This is a genomic window from Streptomyces tagetis (assembly GCF_018069565.1).
In the GTDB taxonomy this organism is placed as follows: Bacteria; Actinomycetota; Actinomycetes; order Streptomycetales; family Streptomycetaceae; genus Streptomyces; species Streptomyces tagetis.
The window spans coordinates 372715-394213 of record NZ_JAGPNL010000003.1 but is presented as its reverse complement, the minus strand read 5'-3'; the positions used below and the strand labels follow the sequence as shown (position 1 = coordinate 394213).

Annotated in this window: 15 protein-coding genes; 7 read left to right on the top strand and 8 right to left on the bottom strand. The window is 71.9% G+C overall.

The genetic code is table 11. From position 1 onward, the window contains the following. Positions 1–144: 144 nt before the first annotated feature. Together J5Y05_RS13815 and J5Y05_RS13810 are read right to left on the bottom strand one after the other, a co-directional pair. Positions 145–1464: a M18 family aminopeptidase gene (locus J5Y05_RS13815; RefSeq protein WP_210872070.1), complete on the bottom strand. Its 1320-nt coding sequence runs from the start codon at positions 1462–1464 to the stop codon at positions 145–147. Between the two features lie 110 nt (positions 1465–1574). Beyond that, on the bottom strand, positions 1575–3401 hold the full coding sequence (locus tag J5Y05_RS13810; protein WP_210872069.1) for an acyl-CoA dehydrogenase: 1827 nt from the start codon (positions 3399–3401) through the stop codon (positions 1575–1577). Positions 3402–3542: 141 nt separating this feature from the next. On the opposite strand from J5Y05_RS13810, the gene J5Y05_RS13805 reads away from it, so the two are divergent. Then, complete coding sequence (locus J5Y05_RS13805) at positions 3543–4007, top strand: SseB family protein (RefSeq protein ID WP_030421053.1); 465 nt, start codon at positions 3543–3545, stop codon at positions 4005–4007. 131 nt (positions 4008–4138) lie between these two features. Further along, complete coding sequence (locus J5Y05_RS13800; RefSeq protein ID WP_210872067.1) at positions 4139–5110, top strand: pirin family protein; 972 nt, start codon at positions 4139–4141, stop codon at positions 5108–5110. Between the two features lie 652 nt (positions 5111–5762). Here the strand turns inward: J5Y05_RS13800 and J5Y05_RS13795 are convergent. Next, complete coding sequence (locus tag J5Y05_RS13795; RefSeq protein ID WP_210872065.1) at positions 5763–6326, bottom strand: peptide deformylase; 564 nt, start codon at positions 6324–6326, stop codon at positions 5763–5765. 232 nt (positions 6327–6558) lie between these two features. On the opposite strand from J5Y05_RS13795, the gene J5Y05_RS13790 reads away from it, so the two are divergent. Then, complete coding sequence (locus tag J5Y05_RS13790; protein ID WP_247614630.1) at positions 6559–7536, top strand: magnesium transporter CorA family protein; 978 nt, start codon at positions 6559–6561, stop codon at positions 7534–7536. Between the two features lie 27 nt (positions 7537–7563). Here the strand turns inward: J5Y05_RS13790 and J5Y05_RS13785 are convergent, their stop codons facing one another. Further along, positions 7564–8832, bottom strand: a complete 1269-nt coding sequence (locus tag J5Y05_RS13785; RefSeq protein ID WP_210872064.1) for an ATP-binding protein — start codon at positions 8830–8832, stop codon at positions 7564–7566. Positions 8833–9072: 240 nt separating this feature from the next. On the opposite strand from J5Y05_RS13785, the gene J5Y05_RS13780 reads away from it, so the two are divergent. After that, on the top strand, positions 9073–9717 hold the full coding sequence (locus J5Y05_RS13780; RefSeq protein WP_210872062.1) for a DUF5994 family protein: 645 nt from the start codon (positions 9073–9075) through the stop codon (positions 9715–9717). 159 nt (positions 9718–9876) lie between these two features. Continuing rightward, positions 9877–10953 carry an AI-2E family transporter gene (locus J5Y05_RS13775; protein WP_210872060.1) on the top strand — a complete coding sequence of 359 codons (1077 nt, stop codon included), beginning with the start codon at positions 9877–9879 and terminating at the stop codon, positions 10951–10953. On the opposite strand, the gene J5Y05_RS13770 is transcribed toward J5Y05_RS13775, so the two are convergent. Next, positions 10893–13043: a SpoIIE family protein phosphatase gene (locus tag J5Y05_RS13770; protein WP_210872058.1), complete on the bottom strand. Its 2151-nt coding sequence runs from the start codon at positions 13041–13043 to the stop codon at positions 10893–10895. The genes J5Y05_RS13775 and J5Y05_RS13770 overlap by 61 nt on opposite strands. A gap of 194 nt (positions 13044–13237) precedes the next feature. Here J5Y05_RS13770 and aspS point away from each other — a divergent pair, with 194 nt between their 5' ends. Beyond that, complete coding sequence (gene aspS, locus J5Y05_RS13765) at positions 13238–15001, top strand: aspartate--tRNA ligase (RefSeq protein ID WP_210872056.1); 1764 nt, start codon at positions 13238–13240, stop codon at positions 14999–15001. 104 nt (positions 15002–15105) lie between these two features. Here aspS and J5Y05_RS13760 read toward each other — a convergent pair whose 3' ends face one another. The 3 genes from J5Y05_RS13760 to J5Y05_RS13750 all read right to left on the bottom strand — a co-directional run bounded on the left by J5Y05_RS13760 (position 15106) and on the right by J5Y05_RS13750 (position 19100). Then, a complete protein-coding gene (locus J5Y05_RS13760; RefSeq protein ID WP_210872054.1) occupies positions 15106–15471 on the bottom strand; it encodes a PH domain-containing protein in 366 nt (121 codons plus the stop codon). Positions 15472–15588: 117 nt separating this feature from the next. After that, a complete protein-coding gene (metG, locus tag J5Y05_RS13755; protein ID WP_210872052.1) occupies positions 15589–17205 on the bottom strand; it encodes a methionine--tRNA ligase in 1617 nt (538 codons plus the stop codon). 149 nt (positions 17206–17354) lie between these two features. Continuing rightward, positions 17355–19100: a VWA domain-containing protein gene (locus J5Y05_RS13750; protein WP_210872049.1), complete on the bottom strand. Its 1746-nt coding sequence runs from the start codon at positions 19098–19100 to the stop codon at positions 17355–17357. Between the two features lie 278 nt (positions 19101–19378). Between J5Y05_RS13750 and J5Y05_RS13745 the strand changes: the two genes are divergently transcribed. Next, a complete protein-coding gene (locus tag J5Y05_RS13745; protein WP_210872047.1) occupies positions 19379–21469 on the top strand; it encodes a PhoX family protein in 2091 nt (696 codons plus the stop codon). Positions 21470–21499: the final 30 nt, after the last annotated feature.

Here is a 21499-nt window from a genome sequence, read left to right as displayed (position 1 = left end):
CTGTAGGTCCGGTCGGGCCGGACTCTCCGGCCGATCCGGTCCGTTCGGGTACCCCCGGGCGGAACACCCATGCGGCGACGGGGTGTTGCCGACGCGAGCCGCAGCGGTACGCCCCGGCAACACCCCGGCCCGCCCCGGCCCGCCTCAGCCCGTCAGGAACGCCGTCAGCGCCTCGGCGAGGAGGTGGGGGTCCTCGGCGCCGCACAACTCCCGCGCGCTGTGCATCGACAGGATCGCCACGCCGATGTCGACGGTCTGGATGCCGTGCCGGGCCGCGGTGATCGGGCCGATGGTGGTGCCGCAGGGCATGGAGTTGTTCGAGACGAAGGTCTGGAAGGGCACGCCCGCCTTCTCGCAGGCGGCGGCGAACACCGCCCGGCCCGAACCGTCCGTCGCGTAGCGGTTGTTGACGTTGACCTTGAGGATGGGGCCGCCGTTGACGCGCGGGTGGTGCGTCGGGTCGTGCCGCTCGGCGTAGTTGGGGTGGACGGCGTGCCCGGTGTCGGAGGAGAGGCACACGGTGCCCGCGAAGGCCCGCGCCCGGTCCTCCCAGGAGCCGCCGCGTGCCAGGACGGAGCGCTCCAGCACCCCGCCGAGCAGCGGGCCGTCGGCGCCGGTGTCCGACTGGGAGCCGTTCTCCTCGTGGTCGAAGGCGGCGAGGACGGGGACGTACGGCAGCGGCCCGCCGGAGGAGGCGGCGGCGGTCAGCGCGGCCACCCCGGCGTGCACGGAGAGCAGGTTGTCCATGCGCGGGCCGGCCACCAGCTCGCGGTCGCGGCCCAGGTACGCCGGGGGCTCCACGGGGTGGGTCATCAGGTCCCAGCCGGTCACCTCGCCCGGGGCGATCCCCGCCTCCTCCTCCAGGAAGGCGACGAGGTCGCCGTCGCGGACGGTGTCGGCGAGGCCCCACACGGGCTGGAGGTGGCGCTGCTTGTCCAGCTTGAGGCCCTCGGCGGAGACCGTGCGGTCCAGGTGGATGGCGAGCTGGGGCACGCGCAGCAGCGGCCGGGCGACGTCGACCAGGCGGGTGGTGCCGTCGCGCAGGCTCAGCCGGCCGGCGAGGCCGAGGTCGCGGTCGAGCCAGGAGTTGAGCAGCGGTCCGCCGTAGATCTCCACGGCGACCTGGCGCCAGCCGTGCGCCCCGCTGTCCGGGCGGGGCTTGACCCGCAGGTTGGGCGAGTCGGTGTGCGCGCCGACGATGCGGAAGGGGGTGTGCGGCCGGGCGCCCTCGGGCACGTACCAGGCCACGATCGCGCCGCCGCGCAGCACGTACCGTCCGCCGCTCCCCGCGGCGGAGACCTCCGCCGACTCGTCCCAGGAGGCCGTCTCCGAGACCTGCCGGAAGCCGGCCTTCTCCAGCCGTTCGGCGGCGTTGGCCACGGCGTGGTACGGCGTCGGACTGGCGGCCAGGAAGGACATCAGGTCGTCGGTGTGACCGCGGTCGAAACGGGGAGGTTCGCTCATGGGTTCACCTTAACGACGGGACGGGGCCCGCTCCCGTCGGTGGGAGCGGGCCCCGTGAGGAGAGTGTGGAGGCACCCTTCGGGGGTCCGGGCGCGCGGCCCGGACCGGGGTCAGAAGGCGGCCTCGTCCAGCTCCATGAGGTCCAGCTCGACGCCCTGGGCGACCTTGCGGGCCAGGGTGACGCCGGGCAGGACGGTGGCGGCGAAGAACGTCGCCGCGGCGATCTTGCCGGTGTAGAAGGCCCGGTCCCTGGCGGAGGCGGTCGGCAGCTTCTCGGCGGCGACGGCGGCGCCCTTGAGGAGCAGGTAGCCGACGATCACGTCGCCGGAGGCCATCAGCAGGCGGGTGGTGTTGAGCCCGACCTTGTAGATGTTCTTGACGTCCTGCTCGGTGGCGGCCAGGTCGGTGAGCATGAGGCCGACCAGGGCCTCCAGCTCGACGGCGGCCTTCGCCAGGTGCTCGCGGGCGGCGGAGAGCTGCTCGCCGCCGGTGGCGAGGGCGAGGAACTTCTTGATGTCCTCGGCGAGGGAGTTGAGCGCGGCGCCCTGGTTGCGGACGATCTTCCGGAAGAAGAAGTCCTGGCCCTGGATGGCCGTGGTGCCCTCGTAGAGGGTGTCGATCTTGGAGTCGCGGATGTACTGCTCGATCGGGTACTCCTGCAGGAAGCCGGAGCCGCCGAAGGTCTGGAGCGACTGGGCGAGCTGCTCGTAGCCCTTCTCGGAGCCGTACCCCTTGACGATGGGCAGGAGCAGGTCGTTGAGGGCGTGGTCGGCGCTGGTGTCCTCGCCCTCGGCCTCCTTGACCGCGATGGTGTCCTGGACGGAGGCGGTGTAGAGGACCAGCGCGCGCATGCCCTCCGCGTACGCCTTCTGCGTCATGAGCGAGCGGCGCACGTCGGGGTGGTGGGTGATGGTGACCTTGGGCGCGGCCTTGTCCATGAAGTTGGCCAGGTCGGGGCCCTGGACGCGCTCCTTGGCGTACTCCAGGGCGTTGAGGTAGCCGGTGGAGAGGGTGGAGATCGCCTTCGTGCCGACCATCATGCGGGCGAACTCGATGATGCGGAACATCTGGCGGATGCCGTCGTGCTTCTCGCCGATCAGCCAGCCCTTGGCGGGGTGGCGGTCGCCGAAGGTCATCTCGCAGGTGTTGGACGCCTTGAGGCCCATCTTGTGCTCGACGTTGGTGGCGTAGACGCCGTTGCGCTCGCCCGGCTCGCCGGTCTCGGCGTCGAAGAGGTACTTCGGGACGAGGAAGAGGGAGAGGCCCTTGGTGCCGGGGCCGGCGCCCTCGGGGCGGGCGAGGACGTAGTGGAGGATGTTCTCGGACATGTCGTGCTCGCCCGAGGTGATGAAGCGCTTCACGCCCTCGATGTGCCAGGAGCCGTCCTCCTGCCGGACGGCCTTGGTGCGGCCTGCGCCCACGTCGGAGCCGGCGTCGGGCTCGGTGAGGACCATGGTGGAGCCCCACTGGCGCTCGACGGCGATCTTGGCGATCTTCTTCTGCTCGTCGGTGCCCTCGTCGTGGAGGATGCCGGCGAAGGCGGGGCCGGAGGAGTACATCCACACGGCCGGGTTGGCGCCCAGGATCAGCTCGGCGTAGGCCCAGATCAGCGAGGGCGGCGCGGTGGTGCCGCCGATGGCCTCGGGCAGGCCGAGCCGCCAGTACTCGGAGTCCATGAAGGCCTGGTAGCTCTTCTTGAAGGACGCGGGGACCGGAGCGGTGTTCGTCTCCGGGTCGAAGACCGGCGGGTTGCGGTCGGCGTCGGTGAAGGACTCGGCCAGCTCGTTCTCGGCGAGCCGGGTCAGCTCCTCCAGGACGCTGCGGGCGGTGTCGGTGTCCATCTCCGCGAACGGGCCGGTGCCGTACAGCTTGTCGCGGCCGAGCACCTCGAAGAGGTTGAACTCGATGTCCCGGAGATTCGGCTTGTAGTGCCCCATGGCGATGGCTCCGTTGAGAGATCGGCGAGGCACTGTCTCCTCGCGTCCGTACACGTTCCGATTGGTGTTTCGATGATGCTACCCGTCGGTAATAAGAAGCAACCCCAAGCGGTCCATCTGTGACTCGTTACTCTTTGCCGCATGTACGGCTACGACCAGACCGCGGGCCCTCAGCAGCAGTACGCCCCGCCGCAGCAGCCGATGTCCGGCGGATACGGGCAACAGCCGCCGCTGTACCCCGAGCCGTCCCCGCCTTCGCTCGCGGACGCGGTGCGCGCCTTCACGACCGGGCAGATGGCCGCCGAGGACTTCCAGCAGATCTTCGCCACCTCGAAGGTCTACTGCCCACGCGGCGACAACCCCGGCTTCCTGGCCCTTCACAACACACAGCAGCCGGTGATCCCGATGTTCACCTCGCTCAAGGAGTTGCGCCGCTACGCGGGCAAGGAGTCCAAGTACTTCGTGATCACCGGCGCGGAGGTGATCGACCTGCTGCCGACGGGGTACGGCTTCGTGCTGGACATGGAGGGCGAGCACCGGATGGTGTTCGACGCCAAGGCCGTCGAACAGATGGTCGATTTCGCCATGCGCCGGATGTACGGATGACGCGCCGGACGCGCGGCTGACGTGCCCCACTCGAAGCGAGCCCGGAGGGAATGCCCTCCGGGCTCTCTCGGTTGGGGGTGGCAAGAAGTTCAACGCTCAACTAAAGTGGTCGTACCCGAGGAGGTACCGACATGCCCGCAGTGACCGTCGAGAACCCGTTGACGCTGCCCCGTGTATCCGCGCCCGCCGACGCCGTCGCGCGTCCCGTGCTCACCGTCACGACCGCGCCCGGCGGTTTCGAGGGGGAGGGCTTCCCGGTGCGCCGCGCGTTCGCCGGGATCAACTACCGCCATCTCGACCCGTTCATCATGATGGACCAGATGGGTGAGGTGGAGTACGCGCCCGGCGAGCCCAAGGGAACGCCCTGGCACCCCCACCGCGGCTTCGAGACCGTCACCTACATCATCGACGGCACCTTCGACCACCAGGACAGCCACGGCGGCGGCGGGACCATCACCGACGGCGACACCCAGTGGATGACGGCCGGCTCCGGCCTCCTGCACATCGAGGCCCCGCCGGAGGAACTGGTCGTCTCCGGCGGCCTCTTCCACGGCCTCCAGCTCTGGGTGAACCTGCCGGCCGAGGACAAGATGATGGCCCCGCGCTACCAGGACATCCGCGGCGGCAGCGTCCAGCTCCTGACCTCCCCCGACGGCGGCGCGCTCCTGCGCGTCATCGCGGGCGAGCTGGACGGCCACGAGGGCCCCGGCATCACCCACACCCCCATCACCATGATCCACGCGACGCTGGCGCCGGGCGCCGAGGTCACCCTGCCCTGGCGCGAGGACTTCAACGGCCTCGCCTACGTCATGGCCGGCCGCGGCAGCGTCGGCGCCGAGCGGCGCCCGGTCCACCTGGGCCAGACCGCCGTCTTCGGCGCGGGCTCCTCGCTGACCGTCCGCGCGGACGAGAAGCAGGACTCCCACACCCCCGACCTGGAGATCGTCCTGCTCGGCGGCCGGCCGATCCGGGAGCCGATGGCCCACTACGGCCCGTTCGTCATGAACACCCGCGAGGAACTCCAGCAAGCCTTCGAGGACTTCCAAAAGGGCCGCCTGGGCTCGATCCCGGCCGTCCACGGGATGACGGAGGGCGGTCTGTAGGGGGCCTCGGCGGGCGTGTTCCGTATGCGTACGAGCCCGGTCCGGTTCTGGTCCGGGCTCGTACGCACCTGCTGTCGGGCTTCGACCTGGTCAGTCGGGGGCAGGCAATCAGCCTCCCGCTTACCGGCGCCGTGCTCGTCGACGGTTGCGGGACCACCTGTGCCAACGCCCGGTGAAGCTCCGCTCCACGATCATCGTCAGTGCCAGTCCCGCGGCAGCAATCCCGCAGGACTGGAAGAACATGATGCTTAAACCGGAGCCCCGGAACACCAGACAGGCAGTGAGGCCACCGACTGCCAATGTGGCAAAGCCCACGAACCCAAGTAGTACGTAGAGCGGCGCAAGGGCAGTGCGAAGGTCCCGAGCCGAGGTGGGCTGTGGCCGCCCATCGTGAACGTGCACCGTCAGGTGCTGATCGCGGCCGGCCTGATACACGCGCCCCTCCCCCTCGGCGTGAGCATGCATCTGCCATCGAGAGTGTTCTTCATCGCCTCGGCCTTCGGCCTTCATCGCTGGTTTCTCCTGATGCTGCTGGAGCAAGCACGTGCTGGGAGTGGGATTACAGGGGGCCGAGCTTACGAGCAAGCTCCAGACCGAGGCCTCCGTCGGCCGGACCACGGGCCTCTTCGTCGGCCGGGTCGGTGGCCTGGGCCTACTCGTAGGCCCAGGCCCGGCCGGTCTGCCGGTACTCCTCGACGGGGATCGGGCCGACGCCGGACCTCATGCGAGCCGTGTACAGCAGCCCGTCGAGGTGGTCGATCTCGTGGTGGACGAGGCGGGCGAGGCCGCGTGCGTACCCGGTGGTGACGGGCTCGCCGGTCAGGGTCGTGGTCTCGACGGTGATGCTCAACGGGCGGGGGACGAGGCCCCGGACGTCGAAGAAGCTGAGGCAGCCCTCGTACTGCTCGTCCGTCTCCCCGGAGCAGTCCGTGATGTGCGGGTTCAGCAGGATGACGGCCGGGGCGTCGCCGGGCGGCCGGACGACTGCGGCGGCGCGTGCGATGCCGATCTGCGGGGCGGCGATGCCCATGCCCTTGGCGAAGGGGTGGACCTGGCCGATCCGCTCCATGGCGGCGAACAACTCGTCGGTGATGCGCTCGGCCTCGTCGCGCTCGGCGGGCAGATCGAAGGCGCGGGCCGGTTCGGCGAGGACGCCGGCGCCGAGCTGGACGACTCCGAGGTCCCGCATCCGCTGGCTGGGCCGCACGTCAGTCACTTGAACTCCCCTTGATCCGCGTCACGTTCGGGCCGGGCTCGAAACCGCCATTCGAGACGGTACCGAGCGTGCAGGGCGGGTGTGGTCGTGATCCATGTGAACCGCGGGAGCCGATGGCGCACTGCGGTCCGTTCGTCGTGAACGACCGGGAAGGGTTTCGGCTGGGAGCTCCGGCCGCGCTGGGAGGCGGGCGAATCGTTGGGAACCGGGTGGGAGACATTAGCCTCGGGCCATGGTGACGCGCACCCGGCTGTACCACGACGGCACTCTCGTCAGCGAGGACGTCCCGGTCCGTGAGGTCTCCGGGCATCTCACCGATCCGGCGTCGGTGGTGTGGCTGGACCTGTACCGCCCCGGCGCCGAGGAGTTCGCGCTGCTCGGCGAGGAGTTCGGCATCCACGAACTCGCGCTGGAGGACGCCTCGCAGCGCGGGCAGCGGCCGAAGCTCGACCGCTACCGCACCCACGCGTTCCTCAACGCGTACGCCGTCACCGTCAGCCCGGACGGTGCGGAGCTGACGTACAGCGAGATCGCCGTGTTCCTCACCGGGCAGGCGATGATCACCGTCCGCAAGGACGACGGGTTCGACATCGAGGGCGTCGTCGCCCGCTGGGACGAGAGCCCGGACCTGGCCGGCCACGGCGTCGGATTCCTGCTGCACGGCCTGCTCGACCACGTCGTGGACGGCCACTTCGCCGCGGTCCAGCAACTGGACGACAGCATCGAGGAGGTCGAGAGCCTGCTCTTCGAGGGCGGGCGACGGCAGATCGAGGCCGTGCAGCGCCGCACGTTCGCCCTGCGCAAGTCGCTCGTCCGGCTGCGCCGGGTCGTGCTCCCCATGCGGGAGGTCGTCAACTCCCTCATGCGGCCCGGCCTCCACCTGATCACCGACCCGCTCGTCCCGTACTACCAGGACGTCTACGACCACGTGCTGCGTGCCACCGAGTGGACCGAGTCACTGCGGGACCTCGTGGCCTCGGTCATGGAGACGAACCTCTCGGTCCAGGCCAATCGCATGAACCTCATCATGAAGAAGGTGACGAGCTGGGCCGCGATCATCGCCGTGCCCACCGCGATCACCGGCTACTACGGCCAGAACCTGCCCTACCCCGGCTTCGGCCGCGAGTCCGGGCTCCTCTCCTCCGGCGCCCTCATCGTGATCGTGTCCCTCCTGCTGTACCTGACCTTCAGGCGCAAGGACTGGCTCTGACCGCGCCTTCCGGCCTCGTCGACGCCCCTAGATGCGGGCGAAGGTGTCCGTCTGCTCGGCGAACTCGCGCGCCGTGGCCGCGTCGACCGTGGGCCGGGTGTCGCGGATCGTCGCCAGGTAGTCGTCCGTGGTCGGCACGGTCCGGGTACCGGTGTCGAAGGTGCGCTCGAAGCGGAACTGGGACACGGTCCGCGCGACATGGGCGATGTCGGCCGGGGTGAACCCCTCGCTGGCCGAGGCGAGCACCGCGCTGTCGGCCTCCGCGCCCGACCGCGTCAGGTAGCTCTCCCACAGCGCGGTCCGGGCGGTGTGGTCGGGTGGTCCGATGGGCAGCACGTAGTCGAAGCGGCCGTGGCGCAGGAAGGCCGGGTCGAGCGTCGTCACGTCGTTCGTGGCGCACACGAGCAGCCGCCCGTCCTGGCCGCGGAACCGGACGATCGCCTTGAGCAGCTCGTTGACGACGCCGACCGCGGTGGCGTCCGCACCGCTGCGGGCCCCGGCGACCTCCTCGACCTCGTCGATGAAGACGAGCACGTGGTCGAGTTCGGCGATCTCGTCGAAACGCCGGCTCAGCCCGCTCGCCAGGCCGTACTCGGCGGCCAGCCGGGCCGGGAACAGTTCCAGGAAGGGCCACCCCAGGCGGTCGGCGATCGCGTGCGCGAACGTGCTCTTCCCGGTGCCGGGCGGGCCGAAGAGCATCACCGCCCGGGGCAGTTCCACCCCGTGCTGGGCGGCCAGCTCGGGGTGGGCGAGCGGCAGGACCAGACGGCGTTCGATGAGCCGCTTCTCGCGCTGCATGCCCGAGACCTTCTGCCACAGCCCCCCGCGCGGCAGCTCGGCCCCGAGGGAGGAGAGCATGCCGACCGCCTGAGGGGACACCGGCCCGCGCTTCTCGAAGACGACCAGCCCCGAGCGGGCGCCGAAACCGCAGTGGTGCAGGGCCGCGGCACCCGTCCCGCCCTCGGGCAGGACCGCCTGCACGGTGCGGACGCCGGCGGAGAAGAGCCGGTGCTCCAGGGCGGTGATGAGGGCACTGCCCAGCCCCTGGTGCCGCCACTCCGGTGCCATGCAGATGCGCAGAATCCACGCCCGGTCGCCCTCCGCCCTGCTCACCGCCGCGCCGACCACCACGTCGTCCGCCGTGGCCACCACCGCCGGATGGAGGTTCTGGAGCGCCGTCACGGCGTCCGCGAGCGGGAAGAGCGGCGGCTCCTCGGCCGGGCGGCTCTCCGCGTCGACACGGATCACCGCTTCCAGGTCGTCCTGGGCGTAGTCCCTCACATGCCACCCGGTCATCGTCAGCTCCGCGTGTTCGGCCGGATTTCCATCATGTGCCGAGAGCGCGCGGGCCGCGCGCGGCGGCGGACGCGGAGCCTCCCGGCCGGCCGGCGGCCCGCGGCCCCCCGTCGGAGGAGGGCGAGGAGTACGCTGGGTGATGACCGAGAGCACTCCGTACGCCGGCTTCCACGCCGGCGTCGTTCGCGGTGATCCACGAGATCGGGCCGGCCACGACCGGCCCGGGGTTGGGTCCTCCTCATGACCACGACCGTCCCGCTCGCGCCCGGCGTCCAAGACCGGGTCCCTCCTTCCGCTCGGCCGCCCCGGTTCGCGCTGGCACCGGTCGGCAGCGCGCCCGCACTCGTCGACGGTGCCTGGTGGCCCCGCTCCCGCGACCTGACGGCGGAGCTTCCGGCGCTCGTCGAGGCACTCGACCCGCTCTGGGGGCGGATCACGCGGGTGACGGTGAACCCCTCCTTCTGGCCGGTCGTCCCGCCCAGGGTGCCCGTGTCGGGGCACGTGGTGCGCGTCGGCTGGTTCAGGGCCGAACAGGACCCGCACAAGCTGTTGCTGCTCTCCTACACCGTCGGCCGCTGGGACCTGCTGATCATCCCGCCGCAGACGGACCCGGCCACCGCGGCCTGGCTGATGGCCGCGGCCGGCGACCCGTCGCGGAGCCTCACGGCGAGCGCTCTGCTCCGGGAGGCCGACGCCTTCCGGACCGGGGCGGAGGAGGCGGCCGGCGCGGACGGGCTCGCGGACAGACTCGCGGACGGGCTCGGGGACAGGCTCCGGGAGGCGGTCTGGGAAACCGAGGGCGGGCGGGTGGCCCGTCACCCGGGCTCACGGCTGCCCGCCGGAGCGTTAGTCGAGGCGGTGCCGGTCCGGGCGGGGGCGCGGTGAAGAGGCCGCCGCCGTGCCCGGCGGTCCGGGGCCGCCCGGGGGGGGCGTCGCCCGTGCCGGGTGGCCGGGCCCGGCCCAAGGCTTCCGCTTCTGACGTGGCGTCACCCGGGCGGGCCGTCCGCGCAGGACAGGGGCGCCGATGCGTGATCGGCTGGGGGTGTGCAGCTCCTCCCCGGCCCGGTACGACGCTTCGCCGCCTGGTGCGCGGTCCTCCTGCTCGCCAGCGGTGTCGCCTGGGTCGCCATCCGGATCTGCGTCGAACTGCGCACCGCCGTCACCCCCGTCCTGCTGGCCCTGCTCGGCACCGCCCTGCTCCGGCCGCTGCACCGGCGGCTCGTGCGGGCCCGCGTACAGCGCTCGCTCGCCGCCGGGCTGACCTGCGTCGCCGTCGTCGCCGTGGTCGGCGGCGCCGTCTACATCGTGGTGGCCGCGCTCGTCGACAGCGGCGCCCAGATCCTCGCCTCGCTGCGGCACGCCGCCCGTGGCATCGCCGAGCACTTCGGGGCGGCCGGCACCTCCCTCGACGACGTCGCCTCCAACGCCCGCGAGCTGCTGGGCAAGTTCGGCGGCACGGCCGCCTCCGGGGTGATCAACGGGGTGAGCGTGGTCGGCGAGACCATCGCCGTGGCCGTCCTCGCCCTCCTCCTCGTCTTCTTCTTCCTGCGCGACTCCGACCGCGCCGTCGCCACGGTGCGGGCCATCGCCCCGCCGCACAGCGCCGACACGGTCGAGGCCATGGCCCGGCGGGCCTACGGCGCCGTCGAGGGCTTCATGCGCGGCACCACCTTCATCGCCCTCATCGACGCCCTCTGCATCACCATCGGCCTGCTGGTGTTGCGCGTCCCCGGGGCGCTCGGGCTCGGCGCCCTGGTCTTCGTCGGCGCCTACATCCCCTACCTCGGCGCCTTCATCTCGGGCACCGTCGCCGTGCTGGTGGCCCTCGCCGACCGGGGGTTCGTCGTCGCCCTGTGGGCGCTCGGGGTGGTGGTCGCCGTGCAGTTGCTGGAGGGGCACGTGCTCCAGCCGGTGGTCCAGAGCCGGACCGTGCAGATGCATCCGGCGGTGGTGCTGCTCGCGCTGACCGCGGGCGCCGCCGTCGCCGGCATCCTCGGCGTGCTCCTCGCCGTGCCGCTCACCGCGGCGGCCTTCGCCATCGTGCACGAACTCCAGGACCGTTACGCGGCCCCGCCGCCGCCCGGACCGTCCTCCGGTTCCGCCGGGGGACCGGACTCGTAGACCTCGTACCAGATGCTCTTGCCCGTGCCGCGCGGGGCGACGCCCCAGGCGTCCGCGAGCATCTCGATCAGCACCAGGCCGCGCCCGGAGGACGCCATCTCGCCCGGTCGCCGCTTGTGCGGCAGTTCCTTGCCGGAGTCGCTGACCTCGACACGGATGCGCCGCTCGCCGGGCTCCCCGGTCACCTCGGCGACCAGCAGGGCGTCGGCGTCGGTGTGGACCAGGACGTTGGCCAGCATCTCGGAGAGCAGCAGCACCGCCGCGTCCCGCTGTTCCCCGTCCGGCCAGTCGTACAGCAGGTCGCGCAGGTGCTCCCGGGCGGCGGCGATCCGCTCCGGCTCGGCCTGCGCGATCGTCAGCATCGTCCGCCGGGCCGGCGCCCCCCGCCGCGGCGGGGCCCCGGCCGCCACGTCCTGGCGGCAGAGGAGCAGCAGGGCGATGTCGTCCTCGCGCCGGTCCACGAGGGGACCGGTCGTGTAGTACGAGGTCGGGCCGTGGACGACCCCGACCAGGGCGTCGGCCAGCGCCTCCAGGTCGCCCGTGTGCCGCTCCAGGACGTCCCGCAGCCGGACCCAGCCGCTCTGGAGGTCGTGCCCGCCCGTCTCGACCAGCCCGTCGGTGCAGAGCATCAGGGTGTCGCCCGGCTCCAGGGCGAGCCGCGTGGTCGGGTAGTCGGCGTCGGCGTCGATGCCCAGCGGCAGCCCGCCCGCCGTGGCCCGGATCAGCGCCGTCCCGTCCGCCATCCGCACCACCGGGTTCAGATGCCCGGCGCGGGCGCTCTGCGCGGTCCCGGTGAGGGGGTCGACCTCGACGTAGAGGCAGGTGGCGAAGCGCGCGTCGCCGGGGTCGTCGTCCGAGCCGTTGATCCCGCACAGGAAGCGGGAGGCGCGGGTGAGCACCGCGTCCGGGCGGTGGCCCTCGGAGGCGTAGGCGCGCAGCGCGATCCGCAACTGGCCCATCAGCCCGGCGGCCCGCACGTCGTGCCCCTGGACGTCTCCGATGACCAGGGCGAAACGGCCCCCGGGCAGCGGGATCAGGTCGTACCAGTCGCCGCCGACCTGGAGCCCGCCGCCGGTGGGCACATAGCGGGCGGCGATGTCCACGCCGGGGATGTCGGGGCCCAGCACCGGGAGCATGGAGCGCTGGAGCCCGTCCGTCAGCTCCCGCTGCGTCTCCGCCGCCCCGGCCCGCGAGAGCGCCTGCGCCAGCATCCGGGCGACGGTGGTCAGCACCGAGCGCTCGTCCGGGGTGAAACCGACCGGGTAGGTGAAGCCCGCCATCCAGGCGCCCATGGTGCGTCCCGCCACCGTGAGCGGCAGGAAGGCCCAGGAGCGGCGGTCGAAGGGCTCGGCGAGCGGCCAGGTGAGCGGGTAGCGGGCGCGGTACTCCTCGGGGGAGGAGAGGTAGACGGCCCGGCCGGTGCGGACCACCTCGGCCGCCGGATAGGCGGTGTCGAGCGGCATGTCGGCGAAGGGGCCCTCGTCGCCCTCCTGCTGCCCGTGGTGGCCGATGACGGTCAGCCGGTCGCCCTCCACCCCGAACACCGCGAGCCCCTCCGGGGAGAAGCCCGGCATCGCCAGTCCGGCCGCGACCCGCAGCACCTCCTTGGTCGACCGGGCCTCGGCCAGCGCCCGGCCCGCGTCCAGCAGGAACGCCTCCCGGGAGCGGCGCCAGTCGCCGGTGACGGCCCGGCGCCCCGCCGGGGTGCCCGGCTCCGGCTGGGCGACCTCCTGGAGGGTGCCGATCAGCTCGTACGACTTGCGGCCGGGATTGAAGGTGGGCCGGGAGCGGCTGCGTGCCACCCGGACGACGTGGTCCCGTTCGTCCATGATCCGCAGCCGGACCTCGGCGAGCGTGCCCTCGACGGCGGCGAGCCGGACCACGCCGGTGATCTCGTTCCAGTCCTCGGGGTGGACGCGGGCCCGCACCTGGGCCTCGGTGAGCAGGGCGCCGCGGGCCGGCAGCCCGAGCAGCCGGGCGGCCTCCGCGTCGACCGTGACCTCACCGGCGGCGGTGTCCCACTGCCACAGGCCGGTGGCGAGAGCGGCCAGGACGTCCCCCACGTCGGGCAGGGGCTCACCAGTGCGCATTGCCCCACTTTAGGAAGAGGTGATCGAAGGCTGCCACCGCTCGGCCCCTCGACAAGCGGGAGGAAGCAGGCCGCGAGTCCCCGGTACGCTGGGGTTGTTTCACGTGAAACACGGACCGTGAGCGCATGGGCCGTGCGGCACCGTGAGACACCGTGATCCCCAGACCCCGATCCGCGAAGACTGGATGAACGACGATGCATCGGTACAGGTCCCACACCTGCGGCGAGCTCCGCGCCTCTGACGTCGGCACCGACGTCCGGCTGAGTGGCTGGCTGCACAATCGGCGCGACCTGGGCGGCATCCTCTTCATCGATCTGCGCGACCACTACGGCATCACGCAGCTCGTCGCCCGTCCGGGTACGGAGGCGTACGAGGCGCTGGACCGGATGACCAAGGAGTCGACCGTCCGCGTCGACGGCAAGGTCGTCTCCCGTGGCGCCGAGAACATCAACCCCGAGCTGCCCACCGGCGAGGTCGAGGTCGAGGTGGGCGAGGTCGAGCTGCTCGGCGCCGCCCAGCCGCTGCCCTTCACCATCAACACCGAGGACGGGGTCAACGAGGAGCGGCGCCTGGAGTACCGCTTCCTCGACCTGCGCCGCGAGCGGATGCACCGCAACATCATGCTGCGCACGGCGGTCATCTCGGCCATCCGCCACAAGATGGTGGCCCTCGGCTTCAACGAGATGGCGACGCCCATCCTCACCGCCACCTCCCCCGAGGGCGCCCGCGACTTCGTGGTGCCCTCCCGGCTGCACGCGGGCCGCTTCTACGCCCTGCCGCAGGCCCCCCAGCAGTTCAAGCAGTTGCTGATGGTCTCCGGCTTCGACCGCTACTTCCAGATCGCGCCGTGCTTCCGCGACGAGGACGCCCGCGCCGACCGTTCGCCGGGCGAGTTCTACCAGCTCGACGTCGAGATGAGCTTCGTCGAGCAGGAGGACATCTTCCGCCCGATCGAGCAGCTCATGACCGAGCTGTTCACCGAGTTCGGCGAGGGGCGCGAGGTCACCTCGCCCTTCCCGCGCATCCCGTTCCGCGAGGCGATGGTCAAGTACGGCTCCGACAAGCCGGACCTGCGCGCCCTCCTGGAGCTGGTCGACATCACCGACGTCTTCGAGGGCTCCGCGTTCAAGGCGTTCGCCGGCAAGCACGTGCGCGCCCTGCCGGTGCCGGACGTCGCCGGCCAGACCCGCAAGTTCTTCGACCAGCTCGGCGACTACGCCATCGCGCAGGGCGCCAAGGGCCTGGCCTGGGTCCGCGTCGGCGAGGACGGCTCGCTGACCGGCCCGATCGCCAAGTTCCTCACCGAGGAGAACGTCGCCGAGCTGACCAAGCGGCTCTCGCTCGCCGCCGGCCACGCGGTCTTCTTCGGCGCCGGCGAGTTCGACGAGGTCTCCAAGATCATGGGCGCGGTGCGGGTCGAGGCCGCCCGCCGGGCCGGCCACTTCGAGGAGAACGTCTTCCGCTTCTGCTGGATCGTCGACTTCCCGATGTACGAGAAGGACGAGGAGACCGGCCGGATCGACTTCTCCCACAACCCCTTCTCGATGCCCCAGGGCGGTCTGGAGGCCCTGGAGAACCAGGACCCGCTGGACGTCCTGGCCTGGCAGTACGACATCGTCTGCAACGGCGTCGAACTGTCCTCCGGCGCGATCCGGAACCACGAGCCGGAGATCATGCTCAAGGCGTTCGAGATCGCCGGGTACGACGCCGAGACCGTCGAGCGCGAGTTCGCCGGCATGCTGCGCGCCTTCCGCTTCGGCGCCCCGCCGCACGGCGGCATCGCCCCGGGCGTCGACCGCATCGTCATGCTCCTCGCCGACGAGCCCAACATCCGCGAGACGATCGCCTTCCCGCTCAACGGCAACGCCCAGGACCTGATGATGGGCGCCCCGAGCGAGCTGGACGAGGCCCGGCTGAGGGAACTGCACCTGACGGTGCGCAAGCCGCAGCCGAAGTAGCCGAAGTAACGGACGGCAGGCCACAAGAGGCAGCGGGCGGGGCCCGGCACCGGTTCACCGGCGCCGGGCCCCGCCCGCCTCCGTTCGCCGTGGCCGCGGGCGCGCTACCGGGCCACGAACTCGGTGAGGATCGCCTGCACCTCGTAGATGTCGACGCCCTTGGTGAAGGTCTTCTCCACCGGCTCCGAGGTGCCGGAGATCCAGATCTTCAGCTCGGCGTCCAGGTCCAGATGCCCGGCCGTCTCCACCGAGAAGTGCGTGATGCTCCGGTACGGGATCGAGTGGTACTCCGTCTTCCGCCCCGTCAGGCCCTGCTTGTCGATCAGCAGCAGCCGCCGGTCGGTGAAGAGGATCGTGTCGCGGATCAGCAGGTAGGCGGTCCGCACCTGCTCGCCGTGGCCCAGCAGACGCGCGTACTCCTGCTGCGCCTGTGCCGGGTCGATGCCGTGCGCGTTGCCGAACAGTGCCATGGGTGACTCCCCCGGTGCGTCGCGGCGGCCGGCCGGCCGCCGTACCGCGATCCTCGCAAGAGCGCGGGGCCCGGGAGGGGGAAACGCCCCTCCCGGGCCCCGGTCGCGGCAGAGCCGTTACGCGCTCGGCTTCTCCTCGAGACGCGGGAACAGGACCGCGCCCTTGGTGACGGTGGACCCGGCCGGCAGCCGGCCCCAGTCGGCGGCCTCGCCGACCTTCTGGTCCGCGAGCGCGCCGAGGGACGCCTCGGCCCCCAGCGACTCCCACAGCTTGGCGCTGGTCTCCGGCATGACCGGGTTCAGCAGCACGGCGACCGCGCGCAGCGACTCGGCGGCCGTGTACAGGATCGTCGCCAGGCGGGCGCGGCCCTCCTCGGAGGTGTCCTTGGCGACCTTCCAGGGCTCCTGCTCGGTGATGTAGCCGTTGACCCGCTTGACGAAGTCGAAGATCGCCAGGATGCCGCCCTGGAAGTCCAGCTCCTCGCCGATCTTCCGGTCGGACTCGGCGACGGCCTGGGAGAGCGCCTCGTGGACGGCCCGCTCGGCGTCGCCGTCCGCGGTCGCCTCCGGCAGGGCCCCGTCGAAGTACTTGCCGACCATGGCCGTGACGCGCGAGGCGAGGTTGCCGTAGTCGTTGGCCAGCTCGCTGGTGTAGCGGGCGGAGAAGTCCTCCCAGGAGAACGAGCCGTCCTGCCCGAAGGCGATGGCCCGCAGGAAGTACCAGCGGTAGGCGTCGACGCCGAAGTGCGAGGTCAGGTCCTGGGGCTTGATACCGGTCAGGTTCGACTTCGACATCTTCTCGCCGCCGACCATCAGCCAGCCGTTGGCGGCGATCTTCCCCGGCAGCGGCAGGCCCTGCGCCATCAGCATCGCCGGCCAGATCACGGCGTGGAAGCGGAGGATGTCCTTGCCGACCAGGTGCACGTCGGCCGGGAAGGTGGCCTCGAACTTCTCCTGGTTCTCGTTGTAGCCGACCGCCGTGGCGTAGTTCAGCAGCGCGTCGACCCACACGTAGATGACGTGCTTGTCGTCCCAGGGGATCGGGATGCCCCAGTCGAAGGTGGAGCGGGAGATCGACAGGTCCTGGAGGCCCTGGCGGACGAAGTTCACGACCTCGTTGCGCGCGGACTCGGGCTGGATGAAGCCCGGGTTGGCCTCGTAGTGCGCGAGGAGCTTGTCGCCGTACTCGCTCAGCTTGAAGAAGTAGTTCTCCTCGGCGAGGATCTCCACCGGCTTCTTGTGGATCGGGCACAGCTTCTGGCCGGCGTACTCGCCCTCGCCGTCGAGCAGCTCGCCGGGGAGCTTGTACTCCTCGCAGCCCACGCAGTACGGGCCCTCGTAGCCGCCCTTGTAGATCTCGCCCTTGTCGTGCAGGTCCTGCACGAACTCCCGGACGCGGTCGGTGTGCCGCTGCTGCGTGGTGCGGATGAAGTCGTCGTTGGCGATGTCGAGGTGGTCCCACAGGGGTTTCCACGCCTCGTCGACGAGCTTGTCGGCCCACTCCTGGGGGCTGACGCCGTTCGCCTCCGCGGTACGCATGATCTTCTGACCGTGCTCGTCCGTGCCGGTGAGGTACCACACCTTCTCGCCGCGCTGACGATGCCAGCGCGTGAGCACGTCCCCTGCGACGGTCGTGTAGGCGTGGCCCAGGTGAGGAGCGTCGTTGACGTAGTAGATGGGGGTGCTGACGTAGAACGCCTTGCCACCCTGCTTCTCGGTTCCAGTGGCCGCCATGGGCGAAATCCTACTGGTCCGCGGGGGGTCGCCTCACCCGCGTTCCGGGGGCTGGAACGGGTCCGCCCCCCGGCGGCGGCGGGTGGGCCGTGGCTCCGGGGGGCGGACGGGGGTGTGGACGGGGTCGCTTTCGCGGGGGGCGTTTCCGGTTAGGGGCGCCAGCCCGCGAGGACGCCCTCGTACAGCTCCGCGTCGGTCAGCTCGCGCGGGGTCTCGCCGGCGAGGAAGTACGACGTGTTCGGCGACTTCAGCTTGCGGAGGTAGTCGAACGCCTTGTTCTCCGGGTCGCCGAAGGCGACGAACGCGAAGAAGACGCCGGGGTGGCTCTCGGCGGCGGCCGTGAGCGCCTGGGTGGCCGGTGTCTTGGCGTCCGGGGCGCCGTCGGTCTGGAAGACCACCAGCGCGGGTGTGCCGGCGGGCTCCTCGTCGTGCCGCGCGAGGACCGCCTCGACGGCCGCGTGGTAGCTGGTACGGCCCATGCGGCCCAGCGAGCCGTGCAGCTCGTCGATCTTGTTCTCGTACGCGGCGGGGGTCAGCTCGCCGGTGCCGTCCACCTCGGTGGAGAAGAAGACGACCGGGACGGTGGTGTTCTCCGGGTCGAGGTGGGCGGCGAGGGCGAGGGTCTGCTCGGCGAGCGCCTGCGCGGAGCCGTCCTTGTAGTACGGGCGCATCGAGGCGGAGCGGTCGAGGACGAGGTAGACCTTGGCGCGGGTGCCGGTGAGGGCGTGGGTGTGGAGGGAGGCGGCGGCGGTGTCGCCTCCGGCGGGGGCGGGGGTGGCCTCGGCTTCGCCTTCGGCCGGGGTGTTCCCACCCGCACCACCCGTGCGGGATGCGTTGTCGGGTGCGGGTGCCGCCTGTGGGGTGTCCTCGCCGTCGGCGGCTGCGGGTTCCTGGTCGGGGGCGGGGGCGGGGGCGGGGGCCGGTTCCGGGGCCGGCTCGGGGGCGGCTGCGGGTTCGGGGGCCGGGTCCGGCTGGGCTTCGGCCGTGGGCTCGGGCTCGGGGGTCGGTTCCGGGGTGGCTTCCGGCTCGGCCTCGGGCGTGGGCTCCGGGTCGGGGGCCGCCTCGGCAGCGGGCTCCGGGGTTGTGTCGGCCGCGGGCTCGGGCTCCGCTTCGGTCACGGGCGCCGGGGCCGGGGTCGGCTCCGTTGCCGCCGTGGGTTCCGGGGCGGGCTCCTCCGCCGGCTGCTCGGGCTCCGGCTCGGTGGCCGCCTCGGGCTCGGGTGCCGGTTCCGGCTCGGGCGTCGGTTCCCCGGCTGCCGGGGTCGGCGTCTCGGCCGCGGGCTCGGGGGTCGCCTCCGCCGCGGGCTCCGGGTCCGGGTCCGGCTCCGGCTCCGGGTCCGGGGCGGGGGCCGGGTCCGGCTGGGCTTCAGCCGTCGGTTCCGGCTCGGGGGTCGGTTCCGGAGATGCTTCCGGCTCGGGCTCTGCCGCCGTTTCTGCCTTCGGCTCCGGCTCCGGCTCCGGCTTCGCCTCTGCCTCGGTGGCCGGAGTGGCTTCCGTCGCCGCCTCGGGCTTCGGCTGCTCCGCCGGGGTGGGCTGGTCGGAGTCGTGGGGCGAGGTGGGGTGGGGGACCGTGATGTTGGCGAAGGCGGCGGTGACGAGTTCGTGCTCCCCGCCATCCTGCTCCTCCGGGGTGGCCGGCCGGGGCTCGGGGACCTGGGCGGCCGGGGCGGCTGGTTCGGCTGCGGGAGTGGGAGCGGGGGTGGGAGTGGGAGTGGAAGTGGAGGTGGAGGTGGGGGCGGTGGACTGGGAGGGGAGCTTCGGCTCCGGGGTGGCCGGTGCGGCGTCGTCGTCGGGGGCGGTCGGCGGCGCCGTCTCCGGCGTCACACCCTCCGCCTGGGCGGTCCTTGCTTTGCGTGACCGACCGAACGCGTTCCGCAGGAGAGTGAGAATGCCCATGTGCGCAACCCTTCGCGTGAGTTGATGCCCGTCAATCCCTGGCCAGGACGGACACGTAAGGTTAGCGGCCCCGGCTTGTGATCTTGTGCAGGGTCTGCCATGGAAGTCAGGGCGCGTCAAGAGCGGTAACGAGCCGTCCTGGCCGATCCGGCCGGGCCGGCGATCAACTTCCCTCCGGCTGCCACGGGTTCATCCGGCGTTCACTCCGCCGCCCGGCTCCCGCACGTATGTGCCCCTACGGTCGCGCTGACACCAAGGGTCTGCCAGGGGAGAACGAAGTGCGCAAGATGCTGCCGCTGATCGGAACGCCGTCCGGAACGCATCCCGGCGGACGGTCCGCCATGACCTGCCGTTTCCGGTGTGGTGACGCCTGTTTCCAGGAGGTACCCAACACCAGCTCCAACGAGTACGTCGGCGACGTCATCGCGGGCGCGCTCAGCCGCCGTTCGATGATGCGCGCCGCCGCCGTCGTCACCGTGGCCGCCGCGGGGGCCGGCGCCGTGGGCACCGCCCTCGCGCCGCCGGCCCAGGCGGTCCCCGCCGCCGGCAAGGGCCATGGCCACGGCACCGGGAAACCGCCGAAACCGAAGGCCGCGCGCGGGCTCCGCTTCACCCCGGTCGCCCCCAACACCCGCGACGCCGTGGTGATCCCGGACGGCTACCGCCAGGACGTCGTCATCCGCTGGGGCGACCCGATCCTGCGCGGGGCACCCGCCTTCGACCCGGAGCGGCAGACCGCCAGGGCGCAGGCCGGGCAGTTCGGGTACAACAACGACTTCCTCGCGCTGCTGCCGCTGCCCGGGGAGCGGGGCCGCCAGGTCCTCGTCGCCAACCACGAGTACACCGACGAGGTCCTCATGTTCCGGGGCTACGACCCCGAGAACCCCACCCGCGAGCAGGTCGAGATCGCGTGGGCGGCGCACGGACTGTCCACCGTCGTCGTGGAGGAGGACCGCCGCACCGGCAACCTCACCCCCGTCCCCCGCCACCCCCTCAACCGCCGGTCCACCGCCACCAGCGAGTTCCGGCTCACCGGCCCCGCCGCCGGCTCCGCCCTGGTGAAGACCTCCGCCGACCGCACCGGCACCACCGTGCTCGGCACCCTCAACAACTGCTCCGGCGGCACCACCCCGTGGGGCACGACACTGCACGGCGAGGAGAACTTCAACCAGTACTTCACCGGCGGCGACCGGGCGACGGACAAGCGGTACGGCATCGGCACCGGCGCCACCGAGCGCAAGTGGGAGCGTTTCGACAAGCGGTTCGACATCGCCCGCGAGCCCAACGAGGTGCACCGCTTCGGTTACGTCGTCGAGCTGGACCCGTACGACCCCACCTCCACGCCCCGCAAGCACACCGCGCTCGGCCGCTTCAAGCACGAGGCGGCGACCGTGCGCATGACCCGGGACGGCCGCCCGGTCGTCTACTCGGGCGACGACGAACGGTTCGACTACTTCTACAAGTTCGTCGGCAGCAAGCGCATGATGCCGGGCACCGGCCGTGCCGCGCGCCGCCACAACCTGACGCTGCTGGAGGAAGGCACCCTCTACGTCGCCAAGCTGACCGGCGACTCCCCGGCCGGGGACATCGACGGCACGGGGAAGCTGCCGCGCGACGGCGAGTTCGACGGCAGCGGCCGGTGGATTCCGCTGGTCACCGCGACCGCCCGGGGCGCCGTCTCGCACGTCGCGGGCATGACCGCCGAGGAGGTCTGCGTCTTCACCCGGCTCGCCGGCGACAAGGCCGGCGCGACCAAGATGGACCGCCCCGAGGACATCGAGCCCTCGCCGCGCACCGGCAAGGTCTACGTCGCCCTCACCAACAACACCAACCGCGGCGTCGGCTCCAACCCCGCGGCGGACGAGGCCAATCCGCGCAACGCCAACAAGCACGGCCACATCCTGGAGCTGACCGAGCGCGGCAACAAGGCGGAGAGCCTCACCTTCGCCTGGTCGCTGTTCCTGGTCGCGGGCGATCCGAAGGACCCGTCGACCTACTTCGCGGGCTTCCCGAAGGACGCCGTCAGCCCGATCTCCTGCCCGGACAACGTGGCCTTCGACGACCACGGCAACCTGTGGATCTCCACCGACGGCAACGCGCTCGGCACCCACGACGGCCTCTTCGGCGTCGCCACCACGGGCAGCCGGCGCGGTGAGCTGAAGCAGTTCCTGACCGTGCCGACCGGCGCGGAGACCTGCGGCCCGCTCATCCAGGACCGCCGGGTCCTGGTCGCCGTGCAGCACCCCGGCGAGGTCGACGGCGCCTCCGTCGAGAAGCCGGCCAGCACCTGGCCGGACGGACCGGGCCGGATCGTGCGCCCGGCGGTCGTGGTGGTGTGGCGCGCGGACGGCGCCGACATCGGCGTCTGAGCCGGAGGAGCCCCGGGGCGGCGAGGTGGC

Bases quoted from the DNA above. Each gene is read 5' to 3' on its own strand.
- J5Y05_RS13815 (WP_210872070.1), bottom strand. From the start codon at position 1,464: ATGAGCGAACCTCCCCGTTTCGACCGCGGTCACACCGACGACCTGATG.
- J5Y05_RS13810 (WP_210872069.1), bottom strand. From the start codon at position 3,401: ATGGGGCACTACAAGCCGAATCTCCGGGACATCGAGTTCAACCTCTTC.
- J5Y05_RS13805 (WP_030421053.1), top strand. From the start codon at position 3,543: ATGTACGGCTACGACCAGACCGCGGGCCCTCAGCAGCAGTACGCCCCG.
- J5Y05_RS13800 (WP_210872067.1), top strand. From the start codon at position 4,139: ATGCCCGCAGTGACCGTCGAGAACCCGTTGACGCTGCCCCGTGTATCC.
- J5Y05_RS13790 (WP_247614630.1), top strand. From the start codon at position 6,559: ATGGTGACGCGCACCCGGCTGTACCACGACGGCACTCTCGTCAGCGAG.
- J5Y05_RS13785 (WP_210872064.1), bottom strand. From the start codon at position 8,832: ATGACCGGGTGGCATGTGAGGGACTACGCCCAGGACGACCTGGAAGCG.
- J5Y05_RS13780 (WP_210872062.1), top strand. From the start codon at position 9,073: ATGACCACGACCGTCCCGCTCGCGCCCGGCGTCCAAGACCGGGTCCCT.
- J5Y05_RS13770 (WP_210872058.1), bottom strand. From the start codon at position 13,043: ATGCGCACTGGTGAGCCCCTGCCCGACGTGGGGGACGTCCTGGCCGCT.
- aspS (WP_210872056.1), top strand. From the start codon at position 13,238: ATGCATCGGTACAGGTCCCACACCTGCGGCGAGCTCCGCGCCTCTGAC.
- J5Y05_RS13760 (WP_210872054.1), bottom strand. From the start codon at position 15,471: ATGGCACTGTTCGGCAACGCGCACGGCATCGACCCGGCACAGGCGCAG.
- metG (WP_210872052.1), bottom strand. From the start codon at position 17,205: ATGGCGGCCACTGGAACCGAGAAGCAGGGTGGCAAGGCGTTCTACGTC.
- J5Y05_RS13750 (WP_210872049.1), bottom strand. From the start codon at position 19,100: ATGGGCATTCTCACTCTCCTGCGGAACGCGTTCGGTCGGTCACGCAAA.